Origin of the sequence: Type-D symbiont of Plautia stali, from assembly GCF_001485335.1 — a bacterium.
In the GTDB taxonomy this organism is placed as follows: domain Bacteria; phylum Pseudomonadota; class Gammaproteobacteria; order Enterobacterales; family Enterobacteriaceae; genus Pantoea; species Pantoea vagans_C.
On the sequence record NZ_BBOC01000001.1, the window covers coordinates 39323 to 65304 of the forward strand.

At 55.2% G+C, this 25982-nt stretch carries 19 protein-coding genes; 5 read left to right on the plus strand and 14 right to left on the minus strand.

From position 1 onward, the window contains the following. Window positions 1-31: 31 nt before the first annotated feature. Window positions 32-1498 carry an IMP dehydrogenase gene (guaB, locus tag PSSD_RS00185; RefSeq protein ID WP_039329830.1) on the minus strand — a complete coding sequence of 489 codons (1467 nt, stop codon included), beginning with the start codon at window positions 1496-1498 and terminating at the stop codon, window positions 32-34. Window positions 1499-1667: 169 nt separating this feature from the next. Here guaB and xseA point away from each other — a divergent pair, with 169 nt between their 5' ends. The 4 genes from xseA to PSSD_RS00205 all read left to right on the plus strand — a co-directional run bounded on the left by xseA (window position 1668) and on the right by PSSD_RS00205 (window position 4709). Beyond that, window positions 1668-3041, plus strand: coding sequence for an exodeoxyribonuclease VII large subunit (gene xseA / locus PSSD_RS00190; protein WP_058968020.1), 1374 nt, complete (start codon window positions 1668-1670; stop codon window positions 3039-3041). Window positions 3042-3088: 47 nt separating this feature from the next. After that, the gene (locus PSSD_RS00195) at window positions 3089-4102 is read left to right on the plus strand and encodes a M4 family metallopeptidase (protein ID WP_058968021.1); all 1014 of its coding nucleotides are present in this window, start codon (window positions 3089-3091) and stop codon (window positions 4100-4102) included. Further along, the gene (locus tag PSSD_RS00200; RefSeq protein ID WP_058968022.1) at window positions 4099-4425 is read left to right on the plus strand and encodes a protealysin inhibitor emfourin; all 327 of its coding nucleotides are present in this window, start codon (window positions 4099-4101) and stop codon (window positions 4423-4425) included. The genes PSSD_RS00195 and PSSD_RS00200 overlap by 4 nt, the downstream gene beginning before the upstream one ends. A gap of 101 nt (window positions 4426-4526) precedes the next feature. Next, on the plus strand, window positions 4527-4709 hold the full coding sequence (locus PSSD_RS00205; RefSeq protein WP_045814915.1) for a con-10 family general stress protein: 183 nt from the start codon (window positions 4527-4529) through the stop codon (window positions 4707-4709). Between the two features lie 90 nt (window positions 4710-4799). Here PSSD_RS00205 and PSSD_RS00210 read toward each other — a convergent pair whose 3' ends face one another. The 13 genes from PSSD_RS00210 to PSSD_RS00265 form a co-directional block, all read right to left on the minus strand. Beyond that, a complete protein-coding gene (locus PSSD_RS00210; RefSeq protein WP_058968023.1) occupies window positions 4800-7238 on the minus strand; it encodes a glucose/quinate/shikimate family membrane-bound PQQ-dependent dehydrogenase in 2439 nt (812 codons plus the stop codon). Between the two features lie 328 nt (window positions 7239-7566). Next, on the minus strand, window positions 7567-7794 hold the full coding sequence (locus tag PSSD_RS26275; RefSeq protein WP_071885728.1) for a zinc ribbon domain-containing protein: 228 nt from the start codon (window positions 7792-7794) through the stop codon (window positions 7567-7569). A 103-nt stretch (window positions 7795-7897) separates the two neighbouring features. After that, window positions 7898-9391 (minus strand): ribosome biogenesis GTPase Der, encoded by a 1494-nt coding sequence (gene der, locus PSSD_RS00215; RefSeq protein WP_058968024.1) that lies wholly within the window; start codon window positions 9389-9391, stop codon window positions 7898-7900. 177 nt (window positions 9392-9568) lie between these two features. Then, complete coding sequence (bamB, locus tag PSSD_RS00220) at window positions 9569-10750, minus strand: outer membrane protein assembly factor BamB (protein WP_058968025.1); 1182 nt, start codon at window positions 10748-10750, stop codon at window positions 9569-9571. A 19-nt stretch (window positions 10751-10769) separates the two neighbouring features. Continuing rightward, on the minus strand, window positions 10770-11387 hold the full coding sequence (locus tag PSSD_RS00225; protein WP_039329843.1) for a YfgM family protein: 618 nt from the start codon (window positions 11385-11387) through the stop codon (window positions 10770-10772). A 33-nt stretch (window positions 11388-11420) separates the two neighbouring features. Next, a complete protein-coding gene (hisS, locus tag PSSD_RS00230; RefSeq protein ID WP_058968026.1) occupies window positions 11421-12701 on the minus strand; it encodes a histidine--tRNA ligase in 1281 nt (426 codons plus the stop codon). A 106-nt stretch (window positions 12702-12807) separates the two neighbouring features. Then, on the minus strand, window positions 12808-13929 hold the full coding sequence (gene ispG / locus PSSD_RS00235; RefSeq protein ID WP_039329846.1) for a flavodoxin-dependent (E)-4-hydroxy-3-methylbut-2-enyl-diphosphate synthase: 1122 nt from the start codon (window positions 13927-13929) through the stop codon (window positions 12808-12810). A 38-nt stretch (window positions 13930-13967) separates the two neighbouring features. Beyond that, window positions 13968-14981, minus strand: a complete 1014-nt coding sequence (gene rodZ / locus PSSD_RS00240; RefSeq protein ID WP_039329847.1) for a cytoskeleton protein RodZ — start codon at window positions 14979-14981, stop codon at window positions 13968-13970. After that, a complete protein-coding gene (pilW, locus tag PSSD_RS00245; protein ID WP_058968027.1) occupies window positions 14971-15705 on the minus strand; it encodes a type IV pilus biogenesis/stability protein PilW in 735 nt (244 codons plus the stop codon). Before pilW ends, rodZ begins: the two co-directional genes overlap by 11 nt. 77 nt (window positions 15706-15782) lie before the next feature. Continuing rightward, window positions 15783-16952: a dual-specificity RNA methyltransferase RlmN gene (gene rlmN, locus PSSD_RS00250; protein ID WP_039329851.1), complete on the minus strand. Its 1170-nt coding sequence runs from the start codon at window positions 16950-16952 to the stop codon at window positions 15783-15785. 188 nt (window positions 16953-17140) lie between these two features. Beyond that, window positions 17141-17572 carry a nucleoside-diphosphate kinase gene (ndk, locus tag PSSD_RS00255; protein ID WP_007884899.1) on the minus strand — a complete coding sequence of 144 codons (432 nt, stop codon included), beginning with the start codon at window positions 17570-17572 and terminating at the stop codon, window positions 17141-17143. 168 nt (window positions 17573-17740) lie between these two features. After that, window positions 17741-20059 carry a peptidoglycan glycosyltransferase PbpC gene (pbpC, locus tag PSSD_RS00260; protein WP_058968028.1) on the minus strand — a complete coding sequence of 773 codons (2319 nt, stop codon included), beginning with the start codon at window positions 20057-20059 and terminating at the stop codon, window positions 17741-17743. A 6-nt stretch (window positions 20060-20065) separates the two neighbouring features. Continuing rightward, window positions 20066-24952 carry an alpha-2-macroglobulin family protein gene (locus PSSD_RS00265; RefSeq protein ID WP_058968029.1) on the minus strand — a complete coding sequence of 1629 codons (4887 nt, stop codon included), beginning with the start codon at window positions 24950-24952 and terminating at the stop codon, window positions 20066-20068. 155 nt (window positions 24953-25107) lie between these two features. Between PSSD_RS00265 and sseA the strand changes: the two genes are divergently transcribed. Beyond that, window positions 25108-25950, plus strand: coding sequence for a 3-mercaptopyruvate sulfurtransferase (gene sseA, locus PSSD_RS00270; protein WP_058968030.1), 843 nt, complete (start codon window positions 25108-25110; stop codon window positions 25948-25950). Window positions 25951-25982: the final 32 nt, after the last annotated feature.

Here is a 25982-nt window from a genome sequence, read left to right on the forward strand (position 1 = left end):
CGGCGGGTGCCGGGCGTTGAATCTTACGGGATTATGAACCCATGCGGTAGTTCGGTGACTCTTTGGTGATGGTCACATCATGCACGTGGCTTTCGTTGATGCCTGCGCCACTGATGCGCACGAACTCAGCCTTGGTACGCAGATCGTCAATGGTCGGGCAACCGGTCAGGCCCATGCATGAACGCAGGCCACCCATCTGCTGGTGCACGATCTCTTTCAGACGGCCTTTGTAGGCTACGCGGCCTTCGATACCTTCAGGTACCAGTTTGTCAGCGGCGTTGTCGGTCTGGAAGTAGCGGTCAGATGAACCTTTAGACATCGCGCCCAGTGAACCCATACCACGGTAGGATTTGAATGAACGGCCTTGATAGAGTTCGATTTCGCCAGGCGACTCTTCAGTACCCGCCAGCATAGAACCCACCATCACAGCCGCCGCGCCCGCAGCAATCGCTTTCGCGATATCACCGGAGAAACGAATACCGCCATCAGCGATAACCGGGATGCCAGTGCCTTCCAGTGCTTCAACCGCATCTGAAACCGCAGTGATCTGTGGTACACCGACACCAGTCACAATACGCGTGGTACAAATTGAACCCGGGCCGATACCCACTTTTACCGCGCTAACACCGGCTTTCGCCAACGCCAGTGCACCGGCACCGGTCGCCACGTTGCCGCCGATAATTTCCAGATTTGGATATTTCGCACGGGTTTCACGGATACGCTGCAATACGCCTTCAGAGTGGCCGTGTGAAGAGTCAATCAGCAGCACGTCAACACCGGCAGCGACCAGCGCATCAACACGCTCTTCGTTACCCGCACCGGCACCCACCGCAGCGCCTACGCGCAGACGGCCTTCTGCGTCTTTACACGCATTAGGTTTACGTTCTGCTTTCTGGAAATCTTTAACGGTGATCATGCCCAGCAGGTGGAAGCTGTCATCAACAACCAGCGCTTTCTCAACACGTTTTTCGTGCATTTTCTGCAGTACGATGTCGCGTGCTTCACCCTCTTTCACCGTGACCAGACGCTCTTTCGGGGTCATCACCGCAGAAACAGGTTGGTTCAAATCGGTGACGAAACGCACGTCACGACCGGTAATGATACCAACCAGTTCGTTGTCGGTGTTGACCACCGGGTAACCGGCGAAACCGTTACGCTCAGTCAACTCTTGTACTGCCGCCAGCGTGGTGGTTGGCAGTACAGTTTGCGGATCGGTCACTACGCCACTTTCGTGTTTTTTAACTTTGCGAACTTCATCCGCCTGGCGCTCAATCGACATATTTTTGTGGATAAAGCCCAGACCACCTTCTTGTGCCAGTGCAATTGCCAGACCGGCTTCGGTCACGGTGTCCATTGCAGCAGACAGCATAGGGATGTTCAGACGGATGTTTTTCGTCAGTTGGGTGCTGAGATCAGCGGTGTTCGGTAAGACAGTGGAGTGAGCTGGAACGAGCAGAACGTCGTCAAAAGTGAGGGCTTCTTTAGTGATTCTTAACATAGCAATATCTCCACCTGGGGGCGATTAAAACAGATAAAATATTGCCGCGGCATTATACAGGCCGAAATCGGTTGCCTCCAGTGTTTTTTCAGAAAAAGTCTTGATCCTCCTGGTCAGGCATGTAGTATCGGTTAATTAACCCTCTGATTTAAAATTTGATCTACATCACATGTCGCTACCGCCAATCGCCAATATTTTTACTGTCAGTCGCCTCAATACCACAGTGCGTCAACTGCTGGAAAATGAGATGGGCCTGGTGTGGCTCAGTGCGGAAATTTCAAATTTTAGCCAGCCCTCTTCCGGTCACTGGTACTTCACGCTGAAAGATGATGGTGCACAAGTGCGCTGTGCGATGTTCCGCAACAGCAATCGCCGGGTCACTTTCCGTCCGCAACACGGTCAGCAGGTTTTGGTACGTGCCAGCATCACGCTGTACGAGCCGCGTGGCGATTATCAGCTGATTATCGAAAGCATGCACCCTGCGGGTGAAGGCCTGCTGCAACAACAGTTCGAGCAGATGAAAGCGCGCCTGGCAGCGGAAGGTTTATTTGATCAACAGTTCAAGCAACCGTTGCCCGAGCCCGCACGTCAGGTTGGCGTGATTACCTCCGCCACCGGTGCGGCGCTGCATGATGTGCTGCGTGTTCTGCATCGGCGCGATCCCTCATTGCCCGTAGTAATCTACCCCACTCCGGTACAAGGTGTGGATGCGCCCGCAGCGATTGTGCGCGCCATCGAGCTAGCCAACCTGCGCGATGAGTGTGATGTGTTGATTGTCGGCCGTGGCGGTGGATCATTAGAGGATCTGTGGAGTTTTAACGACGAACGCGTCGCGCGGGCGATCTTTGCCAGCTGTTTACCGATTGTCAGCGCGGTCGGACACGAAACCGACATCACCATCGCCGACTTTGTGGCTGACCTGCGGGCGCCAACCCCTTCCGCTGCGGCAGAGCTGGTGAGCCGTAATCAGCAAGAACTGCTGCGTCGTTTGCAGTCCCAGCAGCAGCGGATGGAAATGGCGATGGATTTCTATCTGGCTGAGCAGCAGCGCCGCTTCACACGCATTCATCACCGCTTACAGCAGCAACATCCTCAGTTACGCCTGGCGCGTCAACAAACCACGCTGTTCCAGCTGCAACGCCGCCTCGGTGAAGCGATGGATCAACGGCTGCGTTTAGCCAGTCGCCAACAGGATCGCCTGCTCCACCGTCTCAACACGCAACAGCCACAGGGCCGTATTCATCGTGCACAACAGCAAATGCAGCAGTGGCAATATCGCTTACAGCAGGGTATGGAAAAACAGCTCAACCACAATCGTCAGCGCTTTGGTACGCTGGCGGCACAGCTGGAAGGCGTCAGTCCCTTGGCGACGTTGGCTCGTGGCTTCAGTGTCACCACCGATACCCAAGGCCAACTGGTGAAGAAGACCAGGCAACTGCACAAAGGCGATTTGCTGCGCACACGTCTGGATGATGGCTGGGTGGAAAGCCAGGTGACCACTCTCGAACCCCTCAAATCACGCAGTCGTAAAGCACGTACCTAACTGAAAAACTATACTTCTGGCATGTTCACTCACGGCCAGGAGTTACTATGCCTTACAGCGTTATTCCTCCGTACATGCTACGCAATATCATTGACCACTGTTCAGGTGCACCTCAAGATTCCGCTCGCCGCACCCTCACCCATGTTCAACAACTGATGGCTGAGCACAATCGTCCCAATATCGGCGTTGCGACTTCGCCACCGGGCACAGTGCTACGTGCCATTTATGATGCTGAAAATACACAAAACTTGCCTGGCACACTGATTCGGGATGAAGGCCAACCCACCAATGGCGATGTGGCGGCTGAAGAAGCCTGGAACTATCTTGGCATCACCTACGACTTCTACTGGCAAACCTTCAAGCGCAATTCTCTGGATAACAAAGGGCTGAAACTGGACGGCACCGTACACTATGGCAAGGCATATCAGAACGCCTTCTGGAACGGCCAACAGATGGTGTTTGGCGATGGCGACGGTGTGATATTCAACCGCTTCACCATCGCCTTAGATGTGGTGGCGCACGAACTGACGCACGGGGTGACGGAAACCGAGGCGGGGTTGGTCTATTTCCAGCAGTCTGGTGCGCTGAATGAATCGATGTCCGATGTGTTCGGTTCACTGGTTAAACAGTTTCATCTTAAACAGAGCGCCGATCAGGCTGACTGGATCATTGGTGAAGGATTGCTGGCAAAAGGCATTCATGGCCGCGGTCTACGTTCGATGTCTGCACCTGGCACCGCCTATGACGATCCTCAACTCGGCAAAGATCCCCAACCTGCCGATATGGCGCACTACATTGAAACACGCGATGACAATGGCGGTGTGCATCTCAATTCAGGCATACCCAACCGGGCCTTCTATCTCGCCGCTAAGGCACTGGGAGGCTTTGCATGGGAGCTGGCGGGGCAAGCCTGGTATGACACCTTATGTGATAAAGCACTGCCGCAGGATGCCGATTTCAGTACCTTTGCCCACTTTACCATCGAGCATGGCGGCAAACGCTTTAACCGTTCGGTAGCGGAAGCGATTCAAGCCGCGTGGCAGCAGGTAGGCGTAACGTGAACATTCAATTGAGTGATGACGCCATCATTGAGCTGGCACGCGAGGGCGGTATCGCCTTTATCCCCCGTTTACGCGGAGAACGACGCATTGCTTTGGGGCAACTGCCCGAACCGCAAAAACAGCGCGTCTGCAACGTGCTGGAACAGGCGCTGCCGCTGGGCGAGCCAGAAGATCAGGCAGCCAATCTTGGACGCGGCGATCAACGCTATTTCCGTATTCAAATCACTTATGCCACACATCAGGAAGCGGGATCAGTCGTGATTTTGATTCCGGAGACGTTGGCCTCTCCTGAGCTGGAGGCGCTGTGGCGTGACGGCCAGTAATCTCAGAGATCTCCCAAAGCAGGCTGTAACTTACTGACTATAATCATTAAGTGGCTAGCTAGTCCACGTCGAAGAAAACACCCTTAGATGAGGTCTCTGCTATGACACAAAAGAAGCAACGAGGCGGTGCTGGGAACTTTGCAGAGGACCCAGAGCGTGCCAGGGAAGCCGGCAGTGCTGGCGGCAAAGTCAGTGGGGGCAATTTCAGAAACGATCCTGAGAGAGCCAGGGAAGCTGGAAGAAAAGGAGGTCAAAAAAGCCGTCGCCCCTCCAAGCAGCAGTAAATAAGGTACCTTAAGGGAATGTGTGCGCCACGGATGGTTATAAAAAAAGGCCGACATCATGATGTCGGCCTTTCTCATATTTAAGGCAACTTACTTGCTGTCTGGCAACGCGTAAGCAATCACGTAATCACCACGGTCTGGTGACTGGCGAGCACCACCTGCAGAGATCAGGATGTACTGTTTACCATTTTTCGGTGAAACATAGCTGATCGGACCGCCCTGGCTGCCCACTGGCAGACGTGCTTTCCACACTTCTTTACCGGTTGAGCTATCAAAGGCGCGCAGATAGTAATCCTGCGTACCGGCGATGAACACCAGGCCGCCCTGAGTCGCTAAAGTACCGCCCAGCGTAGGCATACCGATTGGCATCTGTGCATGCATCTTGATACCAAATGGACCGGTATCCTGCACCGTACCCACTGGCACCTGCCAAACAATCTGGCGGGTTTTCATGTCGATAGCAGACAAGGTTCCGAACGGTGGCGCCTGGCACGGAATGCCCAGCGGTGACATGAAGCGGTTTTTGTTCACCGCATACGGCGTACCTTTCAGCGGAACCGCACCCATACCGGTGTTGATGGCTTCACCACCGTTGCTGGCAGCCGATTTAGTGGTGTCCTGAGGAATCATCTGCACCCACAAGCCCAGACGCATGTCGTTGACGAACATGTACTGGTTGTTCGGGTCAAACGAGATGCTGCCCCAGTTCATCCCACCCAGAGAACCTGGGAAGCTGAGAGACTTATCTGTATCGGGTACGGTGAACAGGCCATCGTAACGCATGCCTTTGAAGGCAATACGGCAGACTAACTGGTCAAACGGTGTTGCACCCCACATATCAGACTCGGTCAGCTTCTGGTTGCCAATGTTTGGCATTTCCACTGAGTGCGGCTGAGTTTTGGTGTACTGCTCGTTCGGGATATGACCCTGCGGCATTGGCTGCTCTTCAACTTTCGTTAAAGGCTTGCCGGTCAGGCGATCCAGCACCCAAATCATGCCGGTTTTCGCACCGATAACTACAGCAGGCTTGGTCGTACCATCCTTCATCGGGAAGTCGACCAGGCTCGGCTGCATTGGCAGGTCAAAGTCCCACAGATCGTTATGCACGGTCTGATAAACCCACTTCTGCTTACCGGTGGTGGCATCCAGCGCAAGGATAGACGCGCCATAGGTGTGATCCAGCTTGGTACGATCTGCACCATACAGGTCAACAGATGAGCTACCCATCGGCAGGAACACGGTGTTCATGGCTGGGTCGTAAGACATCGGAGCCCATGAGTTCGGGGTACTACGGGTGTAGTCTTTGCCCGGCATCAGAACGGCATTTGGATCAACATTACCTGGGTCAAACGCCCAACGCATCTGACCGGTGATCACATCAAAGCCACGCAGCACACCGCCAGGCATATCCGTCTGTACGTTATCCGCTACACGGCCACCCACCACAACGGTGGTACCCGCCACTTGAGGTGCTGAAGTTAACTGATATTGTGGATCTGGCGCAGCGCCAAGACCTTTTTTCAGGTCAACCACACCGTGGTCACCGAAGTCTTCACAGAACTCACCGTTGTCGGCGTTGATAGCAATCAGACGCGCATCAATGGTGTTCATCAGAATACGACGCTGGCAGGTATCACCTGCCGCCAGTGCTGGCGCAGGAACCGGCGTTGAGCCCGGCTGCGTTGGCTGCTGCACAGGTTTGGTCGCATCGAAATACGCCAGACCACGGCAACGGTTCCACACTTCGGCTTGCGCGTTGATTTCACGCTTCCAGATCTGCTTACCGGTATCAGCTGCAACCGCAATCACGTTGTTGTGTGGGGTGCAAAGATACAGTGTGTTACCCACTTGCAGTGGCGTTTCCTGATCTTCTGCGCCGTTACCGGTTGGGCTGATTGGCGTATCGCCCGTGTGGAAGGTCCATGCAACCTGTAGGTCTTTAACGTTATCACGGGTAATCTGGTCGATTGCCGCAAAACGGTCGCCTTCTGGCGTACGGCCATAGCTGCTCCAGTCCTGCTGTGGCTTAGACTTGTCTACCGGAATCAGCGGCAGTTGTTTGCCTTCAAACGCAACGGTTGGATGCGGCTGGAACATCTGAACGAAAGTCGCCACCATACCCACAGCGATGACCGCAGACAGCACGTAAGACACTTTCGCCAGCGAGCTTTTGCCTTCACGCTTACGCAGTGCAGGCCATGTCAGGAACGCCAGCAGCATCAGGCCCGCTGGGACCATCAGACGAGAAACCAACTGCCAGAAATGGAAGCCTGCGTCGAACAGCGCCCAAATCAGGGTGCCAACGAAGACCAGAATAAACAGGGTGACGGCAGAGGATTTGCGACGGAAGAACTGAATCGCCGACAGCAACATCACAATACCGGAAATGAGGAAGTACCAACTGCCGCCCAAAGCGACCAACTTGCCGCCACCGATCGCGAAGAACAGACCGACAGCCAGAAGGACCAGCCCGAACAATACAGACCAGATACTCAGCCCTTTACAGGGACGAGCGGAATTTTCTGCCATAACAAAAACTCTCCTGAAAAAATAACGCGCTGGTGCCGATACGCCATTGGCAGCCGGTGACAATGCTCCCGCCGAAACTGGCGGCAAGAGCTAATCCGTTACGCTTTATTTTAAATCTATTGGTACGGGTACAATGCCCGTGATTCGGCGCTTGTGAGCGAGGACACATCGCAGGTGAGAGTCATTCTCGCTTCAAGGCGGCAGGATTGTACCACCTGGTACATTAGAAAGTGAACATCCATAACGAAGGAGTTACTGGCTAATAGCATTTTTGCTACAAAACCAGTCGTAAGGTATTAATAAATATGACGCCCCTAAGGTGAGATTTTTAGAGCGTTGTGAATTCAGGCACGAATTCGACACGCTTTTTCGAGATCAACCCGTGTCCGTGCTGGCAAAAATAGTCCACTGCACCGCAGGCTTTCAGCACCTGTAGCGGCTGCTGGCAATCCGGGCAGACCGCGCGTTGGGCATAATGGTGATGGCAATTATCGCAAGTGAAGCCGGTATCGGTAGGGTTGAGAGCGTGCTGGCAGTGGGGGCACAAATGGGGCATAGATTCTCCTTGTTACATTTTTCGCGCCTGATATGGCGCAAGTCGTAGCGGCGTGATCCCATTTTAAAGCCAAAAAAAAGGGCCCGTATGGGCCCTCATCATATTAACGTTTGTTTTTCTTCAGGTGCGACATCAGACGCTGACGTTTACGCTGCTGCGTTGGCGTCAACAGATTGCGTTTGCCCGCATACGGGTTATCGCCCTCTTTAAACTGAATACGAATTGGCGTACCCATGACGTTAAGTGAACGACGGAAGTAGTTCATCAGATAACGTTTATAAGAATCTGGCAGATCCTTCACCTGGTTACCGTGGATCACCACGATAGGCGGGTTATAACCACCGGCATGAGCATATTTCAGCTTCACGCGACGGCCACGCACCAATGGCGGCTGATGGTCATCTGACGCCATGGTCATAATACGTGTCAACATCGCAGTGCCGACGCGTTTGGTTGAGCAATCGTAGGCTTCGGTCACGGACTCGAACAGATTACCCACGCCGCTACCGTGCAGTGCCGAGATAAAGTGGATGCGCGCGAAATCGATAAAGCCCAGACGGAAGTCCAGCATCTCTTTGACTTCTTCTCTGGCTTCTTGCGTCATGCCATCCCACTTGTTGACCACGATCACCAGTGAGCGTCCGCTGTTGAGGATAAAGCCAAGCAGCGACAGATCCTGATCGGAAATGCCTTCACGCGCATCAATCACCAGCATCACCACGTTGGCATCTTCGATGGCCTGCAAGGTTTTGATGACGGAGAACTTCTCGACAGTTTCCGTGATCTTACCGCGCTTACGTACACCCGCAGTGTCGATCAGCACGTATTCGCGCTCATCACGCTCCATCGGGATATAGATGCTGTCACGTGTTGTGCCTGGCATGTCGTAGACCACAACACGGTCTTCGCCAAGAATACGGTTAGTTAACGTGGATTTACCTACGTTAGGGCGACCAACGATAGCCAGCTTGATCGGCAAGGTGGTGGGATCGAAATCTTCTTCTTCCTCTTCCTCGAGTGCCTGATCGTTCTCTTCTGCTTCTAACGCGGCCCAATAGGCAGCGTTCTCTTCTTCTTCCGTTAGCTCGACTTCTGGAACGATTTCGTCCATCCACGGCAGCAGTGCTGCTTCGAGCAAGTTGTTTACACCGCGACCATGCGAGGCAGCGATGGGATGAATTTCACCCAAGCCCAGCGCGTAGAAATCCAACACCGCAGCATCCGGATCGATGCCGTCCGTTTTGTTGGCGACCACAAAGGTGGCTTTTTCACGTGCTCGCAAATGATTGGCGATCTGCTGATCGGCCGGCATGACGCCTGCACGCGCATCAACCATAAACAGCACCACATCGGCTTCTTCGATCGCCAACAGCGACTGTTCTGCCATGCGGTTTTCGACGCCTTCCTCGGTGCCATCAATACCACCGGTATCGATAACAATAAATTCGCGCCCTTCCACTTCGGCGCGACCATATTTGCGATCGCGAGTCAGTCCAGGAAAATCCGCTACCAGCGCATCACGAGTGCGCGTTAAGCGGTTAAATAGCGTAGATTTTCCCACATTGGGACGCCCAACCAGCGCGACCACAGGTACCATAACACTTGCCTCAGTTTTGAAAATTAATCGCCCGAATGGCGTGATTATAACGACATTTGCCGGAAGGCGTCAGGCTGAAGGCGCAAAGAATACCATGCCTGACAAAAAACGAAACGGCCCCTGACGAATCAGGAGCCGTAAAAGCGAGCGGGAAATCGATCCCCGCAGAGCCAGATCTTAACGCGTGATGGCGTAAACTTCGCCGCCCTTCGCCTGAATCAGTAGCTTATCACCCGCCACGACCGGCTCAGTCTGGAAGCCATCGCTGTCCAGTTTCTGCTGCGCGACAAAGCGACCATCCAGCGTGTTGATCCAGTGCAGGTAGCCTTCGCTATCACCCACGACCAGATAACCGTTGAACAGCACAGGTGAAGTCAGATTACGGTGCAGCAAATCACTCTGACGCCAGATGGCCACGCCACCGTCAGCATTCAGCGCAATCACACGGTCGTCTTGATCGACCAGATAAATACGGCCCGCATCAATCACCATATCTTTCACGCCGCCGATTTCACGTTTCCACAAAATCTGGCCTGAGCGCAATTCCAGTGCCGTCAGGTTACCGTTGTACGCCAGCGCGTAAACGACACCATTGACCACAACTGGCGTAGTATCCACATCACTAAGACGATCAATTTCAGTGGCGCCGCTCGGCTGCGAAATACGCTGCTGCCAAATCAGCTGCCCCTGGTTCAGGATCACGGCACTGACACGACCGTTATCACCGCCGACAATTGCACCACCAAAGGCCACGGTTGGGGCAGATTCGCCACGCAGTGACAGCGCAGGCATGTCCAGATTCACGCTCCATTTGATGGCGCCGCTGCTCTGATCCAAACCTTGCAACATACCGTTGCTGGTATGAATCAGCACCAGACCGTCGCTAACCACCGGGCGCGACAAGGCTTCACCGGCGACTTTGGTCTGCCAGGCGATGCTGCCATCACTGTTGTTTAGCGCAAAGACCTGGCCACGTTCGCTGCCGATATAGATGCGATCGCTGGTAGCGGTAATACCGCCAGAGAGCAGTGCAGAAATGTTTTTCGAGAAGAAGCCGGTTTTCTCAGAGAGATTAACTTTCCATTTCTCTTTACCGTTGCTGGCATCCAGCGCTTTCACCACACCAAAGCGGTCAGCCGCATAGACGGTGCCATCCTGCCAGGCCGGATGCAAATTGGAATAGAAATCGCCAACGCCATCACCCACAGAGGTGCTCCAGGCAGTCTGTGGCGTAAACTGGTTTTCCACTTTCGGCAGCGGGGCCATTTTCACTACATCTTCTTCGCCGCTGAACAGCGAGCAACCGCTGAGGAGGGTGACTGAAATCAGCCCTGGCAGCAGGTATTTACGTAATTCCATGTGCGCTCTCTTGACTGGCTTAGCTTAAGTTATTCATCTTCATCTGCAGCATCTGCTTCAACGCAGGAGAGGCCTGCGATTCAGCGCCTTTGCTCCAGGCATCACGTGCGCCCTGCTTATCGCCTTTACTCAGCAGTGCTTCACCACGAATGTCCGCAATAATGGCTGTCCAGCCATCACCCTTAACATTGTTGAGGGTAGTCAGTGCGGCATCAGCCTGGTTTTGTTGCAGTTGAATGCGCGCCAGACGCAGGTTAATCACCGCCTGCAGGTTGGCATCTTTGGTGTCTTTCAGCCCGCTTTGCAACAGCGTAATGGCTTTGTCTAGCTGATTGGCTTCGACGTACTGCTTCGCCAAATCCAGCGACGCCAGTGCACCGTAGGTGTTGTTGTTTTCACTGGCAAACGTCGCGACGGCTTCCAGCGTCTGAGGCTTGTCAGCCTGCATCGCCGTGGTCAACTGTTGATACTGTGCCGATGCGGCTTTATCTGCACCATCCTGATGGCTGGTCCAGAAACGCCAGCCACCCAGCGCAGCGATGCCGATGATCACACCCACAGCCAGTGCTTTACCGTTGTTGGCAAAGAACTGACGCAGTGCGTCAACTTGTTCGTTTTCGTTGCTGTAAACTTCCACGCAATCCCTCTCCTGTAAATGGCTGTCGCAGTGCTACGCTGACTGCAGCAGCGTGCGCAACGTTGCTGCGGCTTCGCTCTGGGCGATAGTTTGTTGATCGCCGGTTGCCAGATTTTTGACGACAACCTGACCGGTTTTCACTTCATCTTCACCCAGCACCAGCGCAATGCGTGCGCCCCACTTGTCTGCACGGCCAAACTGCTTCTTGAAGTTACCACCACCGAAGTTCGTCATGAGCTTCAGTGCCGGATCAGCATCACGCAGTTTTTCCGCCAGTTGCATCGCGGCAGACTGAACGCCCTGCCCCGAAGCGATAACATAGACATCAACAATGCGCGTCGGTTCAAAATCTGGATTAACCGCCTGAACCAGCAACACCAAACGCTCCAGACCCATCGCGAAACCAACGGCTGGCGTGGCGCGTCCACCTAACTGTTCAACCAGGCCATCATAGCGGCCACCGGCACACACGGTACCTTGCGCGCCGAGGCTGCTGGTCACCCATTCGAAGACGGTACGGTTGTAATAGTCGAGACCACGCACCAGACGCTGATTCACGGTATAAGCAATGCCCGCATCGTCCAACAGGGCACACAGGCCGTCGAAGTGCGCACGAGAATCTTCGTCAAGGTATTCGTTCAGGGTTGGCGCGTCATTCAGCAGAACCTGCACGTCCGGGTTCTTGCTGTCCAGCACGCGCAGCGGGTTGCTGTACATGCGGCGTTTGCAATCTTCGTCCAGCTTCTCTTTATGCTGTTCGAGGAAAGCCACCAGTGCATCACGATAGTTAGCACGCGCTTCAAGTGAGCCGATGGAGTTCAGTTCCAGACGCACGTGATCAGCAATACCCAACGCTTTCCACCAACGTGCAGTCATCATAATCAGTTCGGCATCGACATCCGGTCCTTGCAGACCAAACACTTCAGCGCCAATCTGATGGAACTGGCGATAACGGCCTTTTTGCGGACGCTCGTAGCGGAACATCGGGCCGATGTACCACAAACGCTGTTCCTGGTTGTAGAGCAAGCCATGCTCGATACCGGCACGCACGCAGCCTGCGGTACCTTCTGGGCGCAGCGTCAGACTTTCACCGTTGCGGTCGTCGAAGGTATACATCTCTTTTTCAACCACATCGGTGACTTCACCGATTGCGCGTTTAAACAGCGGCGTTTGTTCCACAATCGGTAAGCGAATTTCGCTAAAACCGTAACTGGCCAGCACCTGCTTCAGGGTGCCCTCAATACGCTGCCAAATCGCGGTATCCGCTGGCAGGTAATCGTTCATCCCACGGATCGCTTGAATATTCTTCGCCACGTTAGAATCTCTTAATACAAAAAAACCTGTCCGGCATCATACCTTATGAGGATGAAACCGCACAGGTTCATTCACAAACTGGCGCGCGGCGAGCGCGCACCGTCCCTTATTTTTCCAGCTGCTGCACGTTAATGCGGCGGCTTTCATCCAGCATACTGGCCTTGGCACGAATGCGCGCTTCCAACTGGTCAATCATGTTGTCGTTATCAAGACGGTCACGTTGACGCACGCCGTCTTCGTAGAAACCACTTTTGCGGCTACCGCCCGTCACGCCCATGGTTGAAACCGTCGCTTCGCCCGGACCGTTCACCACGCACCCGATGATGGAGATATCCATTGGCGTGATAATGTCTTCAAGACGTTCTTCCAGCGCATTCACAGTACCGATCACGTCAAACTCCTGACGTGAGCAGGTTGGGCAGGCAATGAAGTTAATGCCGCGAGAACGAATACGCAGTGATTTCAGAATGTCATAACCGACTTTGACTTCTTCAACCGGATCGGCCGCCAGCGAGATACGCAGCGTATCGCCAATACCTTCTGCCAGCAGCAAACCGAGGCCGATAGCCGATTTCACCGAACCGGCACGCGCGCCGCCTGCTTCGGTGATACCGAGATGCAGTGGCTGATCAATGGCTTTCGCCAGCAGACGATAAGATTCAACGGCGAGGAAGACGTCAGAGGCTTTAACACTCACTTTGAATTGATCAAAGTTGAGGCGATCGAGGTGATCAACGTGACGCATAGCGGATTCAAGCAGCGCCTGAGGCGTTGGCTCACCGTATTTTTCCTGCAGATCCTTTTCCAGTGAACCGGCGTTAACGCCAATACGGATAGGAATATTGTAGTGACGCGCGCAATCCACCACCTGGCGAATACGCTCGTTGTTGCCGATGTTGCCCGGATTGATACGCAGGCAATCTACGCCGTATTCGGCGACTTTCAAGGCGATGCGATAGTCAAAATGAATGTCCGCCACCAGCGGCACATTGACCTGTTGCTTAATCAGTTTGAACGCTTCAGCCGCATCCATGGTAGGCACAGAAACACGGACGATATCGACACCGACTCGCTCAAGCTGGCGAATCTGGTTAACCGTGGCTTCCACATCCGTGGTGCGGGTGTTGGTCATTGACTGAACGGCAATGGGCGCACCATCACCAACCGGCACCTTGCCGACGTAAATCCGTGTTGATTTGCGACGGATAATGGGTGCTTCGTTATGCATATTCTCTCTCCACAATTACCCGGAAAGCGCGCTGCGCGTTATTGCGCACCCAGCGTCAGACGGGCAACCTGGTTATTACGGATAAAACGACTTAAATCAACGGGCTGATTCTGATATTGCACATCAACCGCACCTGGAGCACCAATTTTCAGACGATACGGAGGCGTTCCAGACAGGCTGAGCTTACCGCCGCTGCGTTGCAGTCCGCTGAACAGCTTCTTACCGGTCGCGTCTGTGACTTCCAACCAGCAGTCCGCTTTGAAATTCATGACGACAGCGTTCGGGTCGCCCGCTGGCTCGCTGACTGCGGCATTGCCCGTCGGCATTTGACCCGCCGGAATGCTGTTGGCCGGAGCCGGTGAAGTGGCTGCTGGCGGTGCGTTGTCAACAGGCGCCTGGCTTGGCGAGACCACCGCGTTATCGCTAGTTGCTGCCGGAGAAGAGGTGTTCGCCACGGGAGCATTGCTGCTGGTGTTCGGCGTTGCAACGGCACCGGCACCATTGTCGACCGGTGTGCCTGCTGCATTGGTGTCTGTATCTGCAGCACTGTCAGTGCTGCTATCACCCAACGGAATTGACTGGCTGCTATCGTTGCTGCTGCCATTCTGGTCCGCCATAGAGACCAGATCCGCCTGCGAGGCTTTATGGTTCTGCCACCACCAGGCACCTGTCAGGCCGATGACCACAAAGACCACCAGCCACGTGAAAATCATCAACCAGCCATCGCGCTTTTTACGGCGTTTGCCCAATGAGAAGCTCTGCATCGGCTCAATTTTAGCCGCGCGCACCGGTGCCTGTTTTGCCATCATCGGCAACAGGTCATCCTCCGGCACATGCACCAGACGAGCATAAGAACGGATATAACCTCGCAGGAAAGTTGAGGCTAAATCAGCTGGTGATTTGTCCTCTTCAATATCCCGCACGGTAGAAAGTTTCAGGCACAGGCGTTCAGCGACGTTTTGCTGGGTCAGTCCCATCTGCTCACGGGCCAGACGCAGGCGTTCACCTGTGGAATGTACTGCAGAATTCTCTTGAGTGGCTTCAGTATTCATTAGCAAAATAACGCTGGTACTGTATCGATTGTGGAAAACTTCGCGCCAACAGATCGCCATAACGTGTAACGTCAGCAGCGTTTCCCTGTTGCGCGGCGAAACGTATTTGTAACCACAGGCTGTCTGCCGTTGCGGGCAACCGCTGGTGGTACACTTCTAATAACAGCTGAACCGCCGTGCGATCCTGCTGCTCAAGACGCCTTTCCACTTCCGCAAGCAGATGACTCCCCTGCTCCGGTGCGGCATCCAGCGCGTGGCCTAGTGGCTCGCGCGCTGCGGCACTCTCTCCAGCCTGCAGGTAACAATAGCCCGAAAACAGAAATGCATCCTGCCGGGCATCTATTTCCTGCGCTGCGATCGCCAGCTTAAACTGTTGATGCGCTTCGTCATACTGCCTTAAACCGCAGAGAAACGCACCGTAATTGTTAGCGACATAGCCATTCGTTGGCGCTAACTTCTGAGCGCGTTGGTAGTGCCAATGTGTCTGCGCGCTATTCTGCTGCGCCTGTGCCAATCGCGCAAGCGCCAACGGCACGCGGTAGTCCTTGGGTGCGGCACGTTCTGCACGTAATAGATTGCGGTGCGCCGCGCCATAATCTTTCACAGCCAGATAGTGTAATCCTAACTGTAGCCTGATGTCAGCGGCACGGGTGTTGGGGGGTGGATTGACACAACCACTTACAACAAAGCAAGCCACAACCACCGCGAGTAATCCTTTACGCATTTCTGTCTCTCCTGCTCAAAATCGAGCAGAGAGACTGGCACGCCTCACGCCCGGTGAATATCACCAGGCGACGGGTTTCAGAGCGCCTTCACAGAGATGGTTTCACCGGCCATTTTCTTACGCAGTGTGCGCTTGGTACGGTCAATCACATCCCCTGCCAACTGACCACAGGCGGCATCGATATCATCGCCGCGCGTCTTACGCACGATAGTGGTAAAACCGTAGTCCATCAGCACTTTGGAGAAGCGGTCAATACGGCTGTTTGAGCTGCGGCCGTAAGGTGCACCAGGGAAGGGGTTCCATGGAATCAGGTTGATTTTGCACGGTGTCTCTTTCAGTAAGGCCGCCAGTTCATGCGCATTGTCGGTGCTGTCATTGATGTGATCCAACATCACGTACTCAATGGTCACACGGCCCTGATTGGCATTTGATTTGCCGATATAACGCTTCACTGCAGCCAGGAAGGTTTCGATGTTGTACTTTTTGTTGATCGGCACAATTTCATCACGGATGGTATCGTTCGGCGCGTGCAGTGAAATCGCCAGCGCAACGTCGATCATATCGCCCAACTTATCCAGTGCGGGAACTACGCCTGAAGTCGAAAGCGTCACGCGACGTTTTGACAGACCAAAACCAAAATCGTCCAGCATGATGTCCATCGCAGGCACCACGTTGTTGAGGTTGAGCAATGGCTCACCCATGCCCATCATCACCACGTTGGTGATCGGGCGCTGGCCGGTGATCTTAGCTGCGCCGATGATTTTCGCCGCACGCCATACCTGACCAATGATTTCGGAGACGCGCAGGTTACGGTTAAAGCCCTGCTGCGCGGTCGAACAGAATTTGCACTCCAGCGCACAACCTACCTGCGAGGAGACGCACAGCGTTGCACGGTCGGCTTCCGGGATATACACGGTTTCTACCAGCTGATCGCCCACGCGGATCGCCCATTTGATGGTGCCATCGCTGGAACGCATCTCTTCCGCCACTTCCGGCGCACGAATTTCAGCGCGTTGCATCAGTTTGCCACGCAGCACTTTGTTGATATCCGTCATCTGCTCGAAATCGTCGCAGCAGTAGTGGTACATCCACTTCATGACTTGATCAGCGCGGAACGGCTTTTCGCCCATTTCAAGGAAGAATTCACGCATCTGCTGACGGTTAAGATCCAGCAGGTTAATTTTTTCGTTTTTTGGGGAAACAACCACGGGGGAAGCGGACGACGGCGTCACAATCTGTTCGGACATAATGTTCTCTGGCCTCGTTGTTACACGTTACGGCTCTGGTTAAGAATAGGAAAAAAAAGGCGCCCTCGCTGAGGCTGGCTCAACAAGGGCGCATAATTGTACTACATCTGCTGCATGATGCCAGGGGGAACGACTTTACTTAAGCGTAAAAGGTGTAAAGACGTTTATCCGCATCAGCTGCAACGCACTTAGCGAGTGCGTGGGCAGACTTCGTTCTCAGCGAAGAAGTAAGCGATTTCACGTGCAGCAGACTCAGCTGAGTCAGAACCGTGGGTCGCGTTCTCGGTGAAGCTGTCAGCGTAATCAGCACGCAGAGTACCGGCCAGTGCGTTGTCTGGGTTGGTAGCACCCATCAGGTCACGGTGACGCTGAACGGCATTTTCGCCTTCCAGAACAGAAACAACAACGGGACCAGAAGTCATGAACTCTACCAGACCATCGAAGAATGGACGGCCTTTGTGCTCAGCGTAAAAGCCTTCTGCCTGCTCTTTGGTCAGGTGCAGCATTTTCGCGCCAACGATTTTGAAGCCTGCGCTTTCAAAACGGTTGTAGATAGCACCAATCACGTTCTTAGCGACAGCATTTGGTTTAACGATTGAGAAAGTACGTTCGATTGCCATGATGACCTCTAGTTAGCATCCTGAAGAAACCGGGAACTCGCTCCCGGTAAGAAAACGCGCCGATTATAGGGACATCATCAGGCGTTGCCTATTGCCGATTGGTGGAATTATCGAAAATAATTGATTTTTGTCGGGGCGGACACGCGCAAAATCTGGCATAGCGTGGATTCAGCCGCGAATAAATGAGACGGATGCCAGTTGCCCCGCTTCATCCATCACCACCAGTTGATACGGGCCCGGCTCACTCAACACCAGTGCGGCACTGTTTTTCTCCGCTTCCTGCTCAACGGGTTGTCCATTCAAAAACCACCAGCGCTGCTCCCCTTTTCCGCCCTGCACCGCCACCTGTAACATCAATACCACTTTGCCCGGCAGCGGCTGCACGCGCTGGCCGTTAATGACGCCGGTGATCACCATTGGTGGCGCATTGCCTTGGTTTAACGGCGGGCAGCGCGGGTCAATCGGCGGTAAACGCTGTTCGCGGCGCTCTGCTAAGGGTAGCCAGGGCTCAAGCGGTAAGGGCCACATCAGCCGCTCATGGCTTTGCGCACCCGGGCAGTCTGCCGCCACACGTAAGCCTTGGCTATTCAGCCAGTACCGCTGGCGTAAACCGTTAACGCTCTCCTGACCGGGTGCCAATAGCGTGGGCGGCACCGTTTGATTCAGCACCCAACTTTGGCGACGCTGGCGGCAGTTGTCGTCACCCGTCGGTAAAGGCTGACCTCCTGGCCAGCAAATGCTCATGGCGCTGACCGAGTCCGGGCGCGGGTCACGCGGTGCACCGCGCACCGACATGTGCCCCGCCAGCAGATTGTTGACCTGATTCATTACCGGCACAGCCGAGGCAAAACCAAACTGCCCGGCGACGGGCGTGGCGTCAGGTCTGCCGACCCATACACCAATCAGATAACGTGGCGTGATGCCAATGGTCCAGGCATCCCGATAGCCATAGCTGGTGCCGGTTTTCCATGCCAGTGGTGCGATATCCGGCACCGCGCCAGAGGGTAACGCTTCACCTGCCAGTATGCGCCGAATAATCCAGGCTGCTCCGGGTGAGAGCAAGGGCCGTTCCAGCAGAGGCTGGTCAGGTAACCAGCGCAGTTGCGCCGCATTACCCTGGCGGGCAAAGGCGCTGTAGGCCGCGACAATATCATCCAGCCTTGCGCCCGTGCCGCCCAGGATCAATGACAGGTTGGGCTCGGCTCCAGCCGGGAATCGCAGGTTCAAGCCCACATTGCGTAAGCGCGCCGCCACCGTTTTCGGGCCGAGCGTGTCCAGTAACTGCACCGCGGGCAGATTCAGCGAACGTTCCAGCGCTTCACTGGCACTGACCGGGCCATGAAAACCGGCATCAAAATTGCCCGGACGATAATCGCCAAAGCGGCGCGGCACATCCTGTAACAGCGATTCACCGTGGATCAGCCCTTCATCCAGCGCCATACCATAGACAAAAGGCTTTAGCACCGAACCGGGCGAGCGCACGCTGGCGATCATATCGACATGGCCAAAGCGGCTGTCGTCATTGAAAGACACCGAACCCACATAGCCACGCACCTTCATATTGCTGTGATCGACCACCAGCAGTGCTAGCGAGGTGCGCGGTGGCAACTGAGTTTTAAGCGAAGTGGCCAGACTCTCCAACTCACGCTGTAGCGACACATCAATCGTGGAGGTAATTTTATTGTCGGGTGAGAGTGACAGCAGACGACGCGCCAGTAACGGGGCCATTTGCGGCGTCTGACGCGGCGGCAGCCAGACGGACTCCTGTTTGATATCAGCGACATCTTGCGCCGACCACACCCGATACTCAGCGAGACGATCCAGGACTTTGTTGCGGGCGGCTTCCGCACGTTGCGGCCAGCGGTCTGGGCGCAGACGGCTCGGCGCCTGCGGCAGCACCGCGAGTAACGCCGCCTCACCTTTAGTGAGTTGTGACGGTGGCTTACCCAGCCACATCCAGCTTGCCGCTCCGACACCTTCAACGGTACCGCCAAAAGGGGCGCGATTGAGATACAGCGTCAGAATGTCGCGCTTCGACAGGTGCCACTCCAGTTGCAGTGCGCGCCACGCCTGAACCACTTTGCCACGCAGCGTACGCGGTTGCGGATCGATCAGCCGCGCGACTTGCATTGTGAGTGTACTGCCGCCCGAGACAATGCTGTGATGCAGCACGTTTTGTCCGATGGCACGCACAACCGCCATCGGGTTGATGCCCGGATGGTGCCAGAACCAGCGATCTTCGTAGGTCAGGAGTGCCTGGATATAATCAGGCGAGACCTCTTCCAGCGTGACGGGATAACGCCAGACCCCGTGTTGGTCCGCAAAACGCCACAGCGGTGTGCCATCTTCGGCCACCACGACACGCGCGGGCTGCACCTCTCGCAGCGGCAGCGGATCGAGCTGATCCAGCAACCACAAGCCCGCTAACAGCAGCAGTAAAAAAAGCGGCAGCCAGCGCCACCGCTTTAGTCGCTTTACCTTGTTCATCAATGCTTAGCGCACATTGAGTTTTTCTGGCGTGCTGCCAATCGCGCGCCACTCTGGCACATACATGGATTCCACCTGCGGCGGCGGCAGAAGATAGCTACCCGGCGTCACGGCCCGCGCCAGATACAGCAACGTGCCTGGCGTGTAGCCATCCAGCGCCAGCGCCGCGACAAAACGATCGTCGCGGAACTCAATGTGTTTGATGTTGGCCTGCTGCATATCCATCATGCTCTCTTTCAGCGCATCAGCACTGTCGCCAAGACTGGCGCTGCTGTCGCTGAGATTCTGGTTTTCCAGCTCAAGCCCCGCGGGCAACAGATCCACCACCAAAGCATCACTGACACGTTCGCTGGCCGCCACCTTCAGTCGGACCACCAGCAGTTCACCACTCTTCAGATTAGTGAGATCGGCCGGTTTCCCTTCCAGTGTGAAGTATTCACGGGTAATGCTGAGGACGTTGCTCATTGGCGACGGTGCCGTACGCGGATAACCCACCACATTCAGCGTGCCGTACAGTGGTGACGCATTGTCGCTTTTCACCGACAGCCCTTGTCGCAGCTGCGCTTCGTCGATCCCCATGTTGATTGCCTGATTGCTGCTCAACGGTTCGCTTCTTCCTTGTAGCGAGGCTTGCCACTGCTCACCTTTGTGCTGCTGTAAGGTGCGCGCAGCAAGGAACAGGGCGTTATTTTCCTGGGTGGAGAACCAGCGCTGGCCATGCACCGCTTTTGCCAGGTCAATCAGTAATGGCCCCTGCATATCTGGCAACAGCTGATTTTCCGTTAACAGCGAGAGTATCAGTGCACGATCGCGCACCGGGCTACCATAGTCTCCCAGCCAGCTATTCGGTTTACGCTCCAATCCGATTCCTTGCGCCAATGCCAGCTGCGCGCGCTGTTGATCGCCCATCAGTTTCAACGCCACGCCGAGTTGCACCAGTGCCAGACCCGATTTTGCCTGTTCACGCTTGTCATACAAGGCACGCAGTGCCCCGAGTGGTGCCTGTTGCTGGCGTGCCAATACCAAGCCGGCATAGGCTTGCACACTGAAACGCAGGCCATCGGCATCGCTGCTCCAGCTGGTTTCAATCTGTGACGGGTCCTGCAAGTAGCGCAGCAGACGCTCATCTGCACGGCTGATGACGCCTTCTGGCACGCTGTACCCCGCCTCACTGGCGCGCAACAGGAAGTCGGTGACGTAAGCGGTCAGCCAGAACTCTTCAGCGCTCTCTTTGCTCCACAGGCCAAAGCTGCCGTTGCCACGTTGCATGCCAGCAAGACGCGCAATACCGGTAGCAATCGACGCGCGGCGCGCCTCGTCTGTGCTGGTTTTGATACCTAAGGCATCCAGTTGCGCCTTGTTAGTGAATACCGACGGCCAAATCCCGCTGGCCGTCTGCTCCAGGCAGCCGTAAGGATAAGCATAAAGTTGGCTGATGAAGCTGGCGATATTCAACGGTGGTCGATTGCTAAGTGACAATTGCCCGGTCAAGGTGTCTTTTTGCAGGCCATTAAACGCGCTGGCGACAACCTGCCAACTCTGGCCGGTTTGCATCACATTATCGAAATTCAGGGTTTGTGCTGGATAGGCCGGGCGCACGCCGATGGTCCATTGATGCTCACTCGGCGCCAAAGTTTCCCCTGGCAGGCTCATGCCCGAAACCTTGACCTGCACCGCGCCTTCGCCAAAGGCTCCCTGCGCTTTCACTGGAATCTGCAAGGTGGTGCGCGCCCCTTTCGCCAGCTGCACCGAAGAGGGCACATTACCGGTCAACGCAATCAACCCCTTCGCCGTCACATCAACCTTCAATGTTTGAGGCTGATCGGTGAGGTTGGTGAGATCCAGCGCCAGCGTCGATTGGTCACCGCTGGCCATAAAGCGCGGCGTCGCCAACTCGCTGATCAGGGGTGCAGCCACCACCAATTTACGATCCGCCGAGCCAAAGCTGTCGTCACTCCACACCTGCGCCATCAGGCGTAACTCACCATTAAAGGCGGGAACAGGCAGTTCAAGTGTGCCTTCACCATTAGCGTCCAGCGTGACGGGTTGCAGCTGCTGCGCGATAATTTGCACGTCCGTCACAGGTTTCTTGCCGCCACGTGACAGCGCATCAGCATCGTCACCATCACCGCCAAAACGCAGCGCGGCCAGCTTGCCGCCGCCTTCAATCAGTTGACCATAAACATCGTATTGATCGGCGTTGTAGCGCTTGCGACCAAAGAACGCCTGCCACGGATTCGGCGTTTTGTAATCCGTGATGTTCAACACGCCACTGTCCACCGCAGACAGCAAAACCTGAACCTGCTTGGGTAACTCGCCACCTTCACGGGCGGCTTTGACCTTCACTTTTATCGTCTGCTCAGGGCGGACTTTATCCGGCGCATCCAACACCAGGTTAAGGCGACGTGCTTCCGTGGCCATTGGCAAATGCAGCAGACCCACCGCCCGTTTGGGTGTGGTGCCACTGGCTTTATCGCCGTCTCGCACGACGATAGCGCTGAGATAAAGATCGTGACGCTGCCAGCTTTCACTGACAGGAACATCAATGGTCGCGCCACCTGCAAGCACATCCAGCGGTTGCCACCACAGTGTGCCGCTGCTTGACTCCACCATCAGATAACCTTTAGCGGCCGCAGGTGATTCGACCTGCACGTGCGCAGTGTCACCCGGCTGATAGGCGCTTTTATCGATTTTCAGTTTGACCTGATCGGGACGCAGCGCACCCGTGCCGTCGGTATTGTCCTGCCACCAGTAACCGGCATTGAAGCGCACACTGCTGATAATCTTGTCACCCGCATGCACTTCCAGCCGATAGGTGCCCCACTCCACCGGGAAGCTCACTTTCTGGCTGCCACCCGCCGCGATAGTGATGTGTTGGTCATCTTCCTGCAGATCTTTTTGATCGTAACGCGACTGCCAGCCCTCGCTGTCGGAGAAGCTCCAGAAATAGTCACGACGCTCATGAATCAGGCGCACATCCAGATCCTGTGCGGCCAGTTTCTCCCCCTGAGGGTTGGCATAAACCACATCGAATTCCGCCAGACTGTTTTCAGGCACCGTCGGTTCATCACGATAACGATCGGTGCGATAATCGTAGACTGATTCGCTGTTAAACAGCGGGCGAATACCCGGCAGTGCAGGCGCAGGCCAGATGGCTTGAGTTGCGCGGCGCGTCACCGGACGGCCACCGGTTTCCAGCAGGCTGGCTTGCAAAATCAAATTCAAAGGTGAGTGACTCTCCGCCCAGTTGCTCTCCACGTTGAGCTGCAGTTTGCCGCTTTCATCCAGCTTCTCGTCGACATCGTCCAGGCTGCGCTTTAGCTCTTCGGTAATGTCACCAAACTGGTAGCCAGGGAGTGCCGTCACCGCTTCACGCGCCGGGCGCAGGAACAGTTGCCCCTGCAGTTCATTGCCTGCCGCAGGCGCGCCATAGAGATAACGCCCTTCAACCGCAAAAGTCACTGTCGCATCCGGTGCCAGCGGCTGTTCACTGTTGCTCAGCGCCAACGCCATCCGCTCTGGCAGAAAATCTTCCACATGGAATGACCAGTTTCGCGGCTGGTTATCCCCGCTGTTAATACGCAGCGTCCACTCTCCGGTCATGGCCGAAGCAGGTAACGCAAAACGCTGCTGATAGATACCGTTTTCCGGCTGCCACACAAAGGTTTGTGTGACTTCACCATTCGGCTGCACCACCTCAGCTTTCACCGGTTGCGGTGGCAGCGGCTTGCCATCCGCATCACGCAGTAAGGCGTTCACAATGACAGTTTCGCCGGGGCGATAGAGATCGCGCGGACCAAAAATAAAAAACTGTTTGTCGTAACCTTGTGGGCCGTCGATCGGGAATTCTGCCAGATCCAAGGCGGGGCGATTAAGATCGATTAGCGAGGTTTGTCCTTTTAGCGTCGCCAGCAGCAGCTTACCTTTGGCATTGGCGGGTAAACGAAGATGGCCCTGACTGTCACTGCTGCCACTTGCCAGCTGCTGGCCTTTTTCATCCAGCAGTTGCACATTGACGTCATCCAGCGGCGCGCCACTCGCCAGACTTTGCGTAAAGAGTTCCAGTTGATCCGGGAAGCTGTGCAGCGATAAGCCAATGTCGCTGAGGGTGAACAGGGTCGCGGGTTGCGTGTAGTTATAAGTGCCCGCCTGCTTCATCACCGCCAGATACACACCGGGTTGTTTGAGTGCATCAACGTCACCCAGCGGCAGCTGCATTTTTTCACGGGTGTTACGTGCTGGATTGAGGTCAAAACGACCGCTGTAGATTAAATCAGCATTTTTCAGCAGGTCGCGGGATTCCCAGTACGAAAGATTGTTGCCGTAATTCCACTGGGCGAGAAAATCGGCCAGCGCGGCACTTTTTACCCGGAAGAAGTCGACATCAATGTTATTCACATTCAGCGCCAGCACCGGTAAACCCTGCGTCAGGCGCAGCGGCAGTAATGAACCCCGGCTGGAGAAACCGACCATCGGCTGGATGTCACGCGTGGTGAGTGTCTGGTTAAAAGGGCTGGATAAGCTGCTGCCATCGGCGGCTTTGAGGCCAGCATCAACGGTGACCGTCAATTTGCGCGACGGCTCAGGATGGCGGAAGCGCAAGGTTTTGCCATTTTGCGCCAGCTCCCAGCCGCCATCAACTTTACCGCTTTTCTCATCGCTGAGGTGGATAAGCGCATTGATATCCTGCTTGCTGTCGAGCGCGGTGTTGAAGGTCAACACCAGTGCCGCCGCGCCATCCAGTTGCAGTTCTGAAAGGTCGATAACCGCGAGTGTTTTTGCCGCCTTTTGCACCGCAGGCGTATCCGCCGCTTGTGCAGGCAGCAATGTGCTGCCCAAAAGTGATCCGCCGATCAGCACACTGAGCAGCAGTCGATTAACACGTCTTGTCATGGTAAGTCCCTCACCAGCCCCAAAAGGTTAAAAAGTGTTTGCTGCGCAATTTCACATCAACCTACTCACTTTAGCAATGATACCCTTGAGATAGCGTTCACATTCCCGGACACTGGGCCTTTCTGCTTTCCGATGATTAAGAAGAGGTTGTTGCGATGACAGCTCCCCTGTTTGTATCTGCCGATTGGTTAAAAGAGCATTACACCGAGGAAACGTTGCAGGTTTTGGATGCGCGCATGTTGCCGCCTGGTCAGGAAGCGGTGCGCGATATCGAGGCAGAATATCTGGCTGGACATTTGCCGGATGCGCCTTACTTCAATATCGAAGCTTTATCCGATCACACCAGCGCTTATCCACATATGATGCCGCGCCCCGAAGCTTTTGCAGTCGCGATGCGCGAACTGGGCGTCAACCAGGATAAACATCTGGTGATCTACGATGAGGGCAACCTGTTTTCTGCGCCACGCGCCTGGTGGATGCTGCGCGCCTTTGGTTGCGTGAACGTCTCCATACTGGCGGGAGGATTACAGGGTTGGAAAGCGGCCGGGTTTGACGTTGCGACGGGGCCAGTCAGCTTGCCGGAAGGCGAGTTTGAAGCCAACTATGACAGCGCGCAGGTGAAGCGCCTGACGGATGTGCTGCTGATCAGCCATGAAGGTGGCGCACAGATCGTTGATGCCCGCGCCGCTAACCGTTTTAACGCTGAAGTGGATGAGCCCCGTCCCGGCTTACTGCGCGGACACATTCCCAACAGCCTGAACATGCCGTGGAATAATCTGGTGGTGAACGGTGCGCTTAAGCCCGCTGCTGAGCTGCGCGATCTGTTCGAGAAAGCAGGAATCAAGCTGGATCAGCCGATTGTCGCCAGTTGTGGTTCTGGCGTGACGGCGGTAGTGGTGATTCTGGCATTGACCGCTTTGGGTGTGCGAGATGTGACGCTGTATGACGGCTCCTGGGGAGAATGGGGCAGCCGCGACGATTTACCGATCGAGAAATAAACCAGGTCGCCATCAATGGCGACCCTACCATA

Coding starts and splice junctions, on each gene's coding strand:
- guaB (WP_039329830.1), bottom strand. CDS start 1,498: ATGTTAAGAATCACTAAAGAAGCCCTCACTTTTGACGACGTTCTGCTC.
- xseA (WP_058968020.1), top strand. CDS start 1,668: ATGTCGCTACCGCCAATCGCCAATATTTTTACTGTCAGTCGCCTCAAT.
- PSSD_RS00195 (WP_058968021.1), top strand. CDS start 3,089: ATGCCTTACAGCGTTATTCCTCCGTACATGCTACGCAATATCATTGAC.
- PSSD_RS00205 (WP_045814915.1), top strand. CDS start 4,527: ATGACACAAAAGAAGCAACGAGGCGGTGCTGGGAACTTTGCAGAGGAC.
- PSSD_RS00210 (WP_058968023.1), bottom strand. CDS start 7,238: ATGGCAGAAAATTCCGCTCGTCCCTGTAAAGGGCTGAGTATCTGGTCT.
- PSSD_RS26275 (WP_071885728.1), bottom strand. CDS start 7,794: ATGCCCCATTTGTGCCCCCACTGCCAGCACGCTCTCAACCCTACCGAT.
- der (WP_058968024.1), bottom strand. CDS start 9,391: ATGGTACCTGTGGTCGCGCTGGTTGGGCGTCCCAATGTGGGAAAATCT.
- bamB (WP_058968025.1), bottom strand. CDS start 10,750: ATGGAATTACGTAAATACCTGCTGCCAGGGCTGATTTCAGTCACCCTC.
- ispG (WP_039329846.1), bottom strand. CDS start 13,929: ATGCATAACGAAGCACCCATTATCCGTCGCAAATCAACACGGATTTAC.
- rodZ (WP_039329847.1), bottom strand. CDS start 14,981: ATGAATACTGAAGCCACTCAAGAGAATTCTGCAGTACATTCCACAGGT.
- pilW (WP_058968027.1), bottom strand. CDS start 15,705: ATGCGTAAAGGATTACTCGCGGTGGTTGTGGCTTGCTTTGTTGTAAGT.
- rlmN (WP_039329851.1), bottom strand. CDS start 16,952: ATGTCCGAACAGATTGTGACGCCGTCGTCCGCTTCCCCCGTGGTTGTT.
- ndk (WP_007884899.1), bottom strand. CDS start 17,572: ATGGCAATCGAACGTACTTTCTCAATCGTTAAACCAAATGCTGTCGCT.
- pbpC (WP_058968028.1), bottom strand. CDS start 20,059: ATGAACAAGGTAAAGCGACTAAAGCGGTGGCGCTGGCTGCCGCTTTTT.
- PSSD_RS00265 (WP_058968029.1), bottom strand. CDS start 24,952: ATGACAAGACGTGTTAATCGACTGCTGCTCAGTGTGCTGATCGGCGGA.
- sseA (WP_058968030.1), top strand. CDS start 25,108: ATGACAGCTCCCCTGTTTGTATCTGCCGATTGGTTAAAAGAGCATTAC.